Annotated in this window: 5 protein-coding genes; 2 read left to right on the top strand and 3 right to left on the bottom strand. The window is 69.9% G+C overall.

Annotated elements, in window-relative coordinates:
- Positions 1-521: 521 nt before the first annotated feature.
- Both BLW43_RS22265 and BLW43_RS22260 read right to left on the bottom strand, forming a co-directional pair.
- Entirely contained in the window at positions 522-1,061 is a 540-nt protein-coding gene (locus BLW43_RS22265; RefSeq protein WP_093257053.1) for a GNAT family N-acetyltransferase, read from the bottom strand.
- Positions 1,062-1,245: 184 nt separating this feature from the next.
- A complete protein-coding gene (locus tag BLW43_RS22260; protein WP_093257050.1) occupies positions 1,246-1,902 on the bottom strand; it encodes a riboflavin synthase in 657 nt (218 codons plus the stop codon).
- 108 nt (positions 1,903-2,010) lie between these two features.
- Between BLW43_RS22260 and BLW43_RS22255 the strand changes: the two genes are divergently transcribed.
- The gene (locus BLW43_RS22255) at positions 2,011-3,441 is read left to right on the top strand and encodes a cytochrome P450 (protein ID WP_093257048.1); all 1,431 of its coding nucleotides are present in this window, start codon (positions 2,011-2,013) and stop codon (positions 3,439-3,441) included.
- A 30-nt stretch (positions 3,442-3,471) separates the two neighbouring features.
- On the opposite strand, the gene BLW43_RS22250 is transcribed toward BLW43_RS22255, so the two are convergent.
- Positions 3,472-3,942, bottom strand: a complete 471-nt coding sequence (locus BLW43_RS22250; RefSeq protein WP_093257045.1) for an SRPBCC family protein — start codon at positions 3,940-3,942, stop codon at positions 3,472-3,474.
- 107 nt (positions 3,943-4,049) lie between these two features.
- Between BLW43_RS22250 and moaA the strand changes: the two genes are divergently transcribed.
- Complete coding sequence (moaA, locus tag BLW43_RS22245; protein WP_093257042.1) at positions 4,050-5,054, top strand: GTP 3',8-cyclase MoaA; 1,005 nt, start codon at positions 4,050-4,052, stop codon at positions 5,052-5,054.
- The last annotated feature ends 306 nt before the right edge of the window (positions 5,055-5,360 follow it).

Here is a 5,360-nt window from a genome sequence, read left to right as displayed (position 1 = left end):
TTCCAAAGCCTGCCTGACGATCAGCGGTTGTGGCAAAAAGGCCAAACGCGGGTTCGCAATTTCAATCACTTAGCCAATCTGTTGTCGAACTTGGGGGGACTGGGTCTCGCTCAGACGACGGCGCCGCCGCAGAGTTGAGGGCCGCGCCCTCCCACGGGTGGGCGCTTCGAGACGGCCGAGCAGCGCGGTTCATGCCGCAAGCAACTGTGACGGTTCAGCGGGTTGAGCCGTTGCAATGCGCCCTCCCTTGGGGGGTGAGCCGCGCCCGGAAAACCCTCCGGGGGAGGGTTTTCAGCGGCGAACGGGCGGAGCCCCGGCGGGAGGGCGCGGCCCGTGCTGGTCGCACGGGCCAAGGGTCGAGCGAGGCGCGCCGCCGTTGACCGGCCGGCATGCGCGGGAGGCTGCCGTTCGAGGACCACGGCCTTACCCCGCACTTCTCGCGCAGGACCGGCCGTTCGTGCTCGCTGCGCCAAATGGCGGTGGCGAGCCCGGAGCCGACAAAGGATAACGGCGATACAAAGCTACCAGAGCGCCGGGTCGTCGAAGGCGGCGACGCAGCGAGACGGCCCGAGGAGAGGCGTGAGGGGCTCCTCAGTCAGGGATTGGGCAATCCAGCCCTGCGGCTGCCCGAGCGGTTGCGGCGCGGGCAGGTTGGCCTCTGAGACGGGCATGAACCCGACGCGGCCATAGAAGGCCGGATCGCCGTAGGTGACCGCGATGTCCACGCCCTCCTTCCGAAGTTCGTCGAGACCGTAGGCGATCAGACGTTGCCCTATGCGCTTGCCCTGATGTTCGGTTGCCACTGCCACGGGCGCCATCATAAAGACTGTGCGGGGATCGCCTTCGTAGCTAAGCCGCGTGAAGAAGATACCGCCGAGGAGCGCACCGTCCTCCCATGCCGTGACCACGCGAATGTCCTCGGCTGGCGTCTCGGCGATCAGGCGGCGAGCGAGATCGCCGATCAGCGCGCCTTCTTCAGGGCCTTCCGAAGCGGTGAAGGTCGCCGTGAACAGGTTGGCGATAGCCTCTGCGTGGGGCTCGTAGTCTGTTGTGTAGTTCATGGTCATGTTTCCACCGGCGGGTCTAAGCCAATCGATGCACAATGCAACATCTGCAAAGTCCGCACTGCAGACCCTGCCGTAGGGTCAGGCGAACGGCAGCTTCGCCACGCCAGCTTAGGCGCTGTGGAGCATCGCCGCGAGTGACCGTGTTGTGCGCACTCCCGCCATCGCGCGACCGCCACCCTCACCCCCCGCCAGCAACCTCCTTCAGCCGCGCCACGTACCGCGCCAGCACGTCGATCTCGAGGTTGACGCGGCGGCCGGGGGCCATGTCGGCGAAGGTGGTCCACCGCCTGGTGTGGGGGATGAGGTTCACGCCGAAGCGCGCGCCGCCCCCAGGTCCGCCCCCAAATCCACCCTCCGCGCCGTCCTCCACCTCGTTCACCGTCAGCGAGGCGCCGTCCACCGCGATCGAGCCCTTCGGCGCGATGAAGCCGGCCAGCGCCGCCGGCGCCGCGATCACGACGCGGGTGCTCTCGCCGTCGGGCCGGGCCTCGACCACCTCGCCGACGCCGTCGACATGGCCCGAGACGATGTGGCCGCCCAGCTCGTCGCCCACCTTCAGCGACCGCTCCAGGTTCACCCGCCGCCCCGGCGCCCAGCCGCCGAGCGTGCTGCGCGAGACGGTCTCGCCCGAGACGTCCACCGCGAACCAGCCGCCCCCCGAGCCGCCCCCCGCCGCCTTGTCCGTCACCGTCAGGCACACCCCGTCGCAGGCGATGGAGGCGCCCAGCGCCACGCCCGCGAGGTCATAGGCCGAGCGGATGCGCGCGCGCAGCCCGCCGGGGACCGGCTCGACCACTGCCACCTCGCCGATGTCGGTGATGATTCCGGTGAACATGGGGCTCGCCTCCTTGCGCCGCTCGCCCTGCGGGCTTAGTGGCGCTACCGTTGCGGGGCAAGGCGGCGCGGCGCGGCCGCGGCGGATCCGGCGCGCAGGACGAACGCCATGACGACGCCAGACATGTCGGCCCAGAATACGGCCCCGAAGACGGCCCCGAAAGCGGCGCCGGAGGCGACGAAGCCCGGCCCGCTCCCCTCGCTCCACCCGCGCCCCGCCCCGCCGGCGCTGGCGCGGCTCGACGCCAGCCCCGCGCTGCGCGCCGCGACGACGGCGCTCGCGCTCTGGCGGTCGCGGCGCAACCTGCTGCACATGTTCCACCCCGGCGTGGCGGCGCTGCCCTGGCGCACGGAGCGGCTCGCCAGCCTGCGTCTCGTCACCGTCAACGACGCGGGCCTCGCCCGTCACATCCTCGCGAGCAGGGCCGCCGCCTACGGCAAGGGGCCGCTCTACCGGGCGCTGCTGGGCGACGTGCTCGGCTCCGGCTCGCTGCTGCTGGAGGGCGAGGCGTCGCGCCAGCGCCGCCGCCTGATCGCGCCGGCCTTCAGCGCGAAGGCGCTGGCGCGGGTCGAGGGCGTCGTCGCCCGCCGCACCGCCGCCACGGTCGCGGGGTGGGAGGAGGCGGCGCGCGCGGGCCGGGCGGTGGACCTCTCCGCCGACTGCCTGCGCCTGACCATGGACATCGCGATGGAGGCCTTCTTCGGCGCAGAGCTCGGCCCCCGCGCCAAGCCGCTGGCCGAAACGCTCGACCGCCTGCTCATCGAGGCCTCCACCGCCTCGCTGGCCGACCTCATGGGCCTGCCCGCCTGGGCGCCGCGCCGCTCGCGCGCCGGCGTCTTCGCCATGGTGCTGGAGATCGACCGCGTGCTGAACGGCGTCATCGACGCGCGGCTCTGCGCGCCGGGCGGCCAGGGCGACCTGCTCAACGCGCTGCTCGCCGCGCGCGACCCGGAGACCGGCGCGGCTCTCAGCCGCCGCGAGGTGCGCGATGAGGTGATGACGCTGTTCATGGCCGGCCACGAGACCACCGCGCTCTCGCTCTCCTGGGGGCTCGACCGGCTGGCGCGCGAGCCGGCGGCGCAGGCGCGACTCGCCGCGACGGACGACCCCGCCGCCTTCGCCCGCGCCTATGAGGAGATCCTGCGCCTCTACCCGCCGGCCTACGCGCTGGCCCGAGAGGCGCGCCAGGACGACCGCTACGAGGGGCCGGCCGGCGCGCTCGACGTCAGGGCCGGGGACCGCTTCCAGATCCCGATCTTCATGCTCCACCGCAACCGCGACTGGCCGGCGCCCGACGACTTCGAGCCCGAGCGCTTCCGCGTGCCGCCGCCGCCGGCCTTCATGCCCTTCGGCGCCGGGCCGCGCGCCTGCGTCGGCATGGCGCTGGCGCGGATGGAGGGGCGGGCGCTGCTGGCGGCCGCCCTGCCGCACCTCGCCTTCGCGCCCGCCGGCCCGCCGCCAGAGGCCGTCGGCCGCGTCACCCTGCGCACCCGTTCGCCGGTGCGTGCCCGCGTCTCCCTGCGCCGAAGCCCCGCCTGAGCCCCCCGGCCCTCCTCCCGGCCCTCGCCCTCAGCCGCCGAAGCGCTCCGCCAGCGCCGCCAGCCCGGCCTCGTAGAAGCCGGCCACCAGCTTGTCGCACCAGGCGTCCGCCCCGTCATGGGGCTCGTAGAGCGCCGACCAGAACACCCGGCAGCCCGCACCCTGCGCCGTCACCGACAGCGTCGCGATATGGTCCGAGATCGGCAGCGGCGCATCGACGATCTCGTAGGTCATGTGGCGCGGCCCGGTCTCCGCCAGCCGCTCCATGAACACCTCGCCGTCGTCGAGCGTCACATGCCGGTAGGCGGCGCCCTCGATCTCCGCCGGCGCCGTCTCGCGCACCAGCGGATGCCAGCCCATGTCGGAGAAATCCCCGATCACGGCCCACACCGCCTCCGGCGTCGCGTTCAGGTCCACCATCCGCTGGATGCGGTCGCGCGTCGGCTCCTCGGCCCGGTCGGCGGCCCTATCGGCGGCCCGGTCGTTCGGCGTCTCGTTCATGGCGCGATCCTCCCCGCCCCCACGCTAGCCGCCCCGCGGCCCCGCGCCAATCGATTGCCGACGCCGGGGCGAAGGCTTACGTTGCGCTCCGATACTGGAGGAACGCCATGCCCTGCGCCCCGCTGATCGACCCCTTCGCCCGGCCGATCACCTATCTCCGCGTCTCCGTGACCGACCGGTGCGACTTCCGCTGCGTCTATTGCATGGCGGAGGAGATGACGTTCCTCCCCAAGCAGGAGGTGCTGTCGCTGGAGGAGCTGACGCGCCTCTGCAACGCCTTCACCGACCTCGGCGTGCGCAAGCTGCGCATCACCGGCGGCGAGCCGCTGGTGCGCCGCGACATCCTCCAGTTCTTCCAGAACATGGGGAAGCGCCTCGGCGACGGCCTCGACGAGCTGACGCTGACCACCAACGGCTCGCAACTCCGCCGCCACGCCAGGGCGCTGGCGGACTGCGGCGTCAAGCGCGTCAACGTCAGCGTCGACACGCTCGACGAGCGGAAGTTTCTGGAGATCACCCGACGCGGCCGCCTCGCCCAGGTGCTCGACGGCATCGACGCGGCGCAGGAGGCCGGGCTCTCGGTCAAGATCAACGCCGTCGCGCTCAAGGGCGTGAACGACCATGAGATCGTGCCGATGGCCGAATGGTGCGCCGCCCGCGGCATGGACCTCACCTTCATCGAGGTCATGCCAATGGGCGACCTCGGCAACGAGGACCGGCTCGACCAGTATCTCCCCGTCTCCGAAGTCCGCGAGACGCTCGCGCGCCGCTGGACGCTGGAGGACATTCCGCTCCGCACCGGTGGCCCCGCCCGCTATGTGCGCGCGAAAGAAACCGGCGCCCGCATCGGCTTCATCACCCCTCTCACCCACAATTTCTGCGAGGGCTGCAACCGCGTCCGCGTCACCTGCACCGGCATGCTCTACATGTGCCTCGGCCAGGACGATTCAGCGGATTTGAGGGCGCCGCTGCGGGCCTCGGAAAGCGACGAGCCGCTGGTGGAGACCATTCGCGGGGCGATCGCGCGGAAACCGAAGGGGCATGACTTCGACTATTCCCGGCAGGGGGATTTTGGGAGCGTGGGGCGGCATATGAGCGTTACGGGGGGATGAACTTGAATAGCGCCTTTTTAATCCAATACGCAATTTAATAGATGGAAAGACTTTAATTCTTGATGTATCACCAGATTTTGACCAAGTGAAACGTGCATTGTTTTTCTTTGATCAAATTATCTTTTTTGACAACAATATTATGAGTACGCTTCCTGATGAATGCTTATGGCTCGCAAATCAGGGCGCAGCAAAGATTGAAAAATTTAGGTATCCCAAGTTCGACAACAGATTGGCTAAGTGATTGAAATTGCGAACCCGCGTTTGGCCTTTTTGCCACAACCGCTGATCGTCAGGCAGGCTTTGGAA

This window comes from Rubrimonas cliftonensis, assembly GCF_900107585.1.
Taxonomy (GTDB): domain Bacteria; phylum Pseudomonadota; class Alphaproteobacteria; order Rhodobacterales; family Rhodobacteraceae; genus Rubrimonas; species Rubrimonas cliftonensis.
Note: the sequence above shows the minus strand (reverse complement) of the source record. Positions and strands in the feature narration are given on the sequence as shown.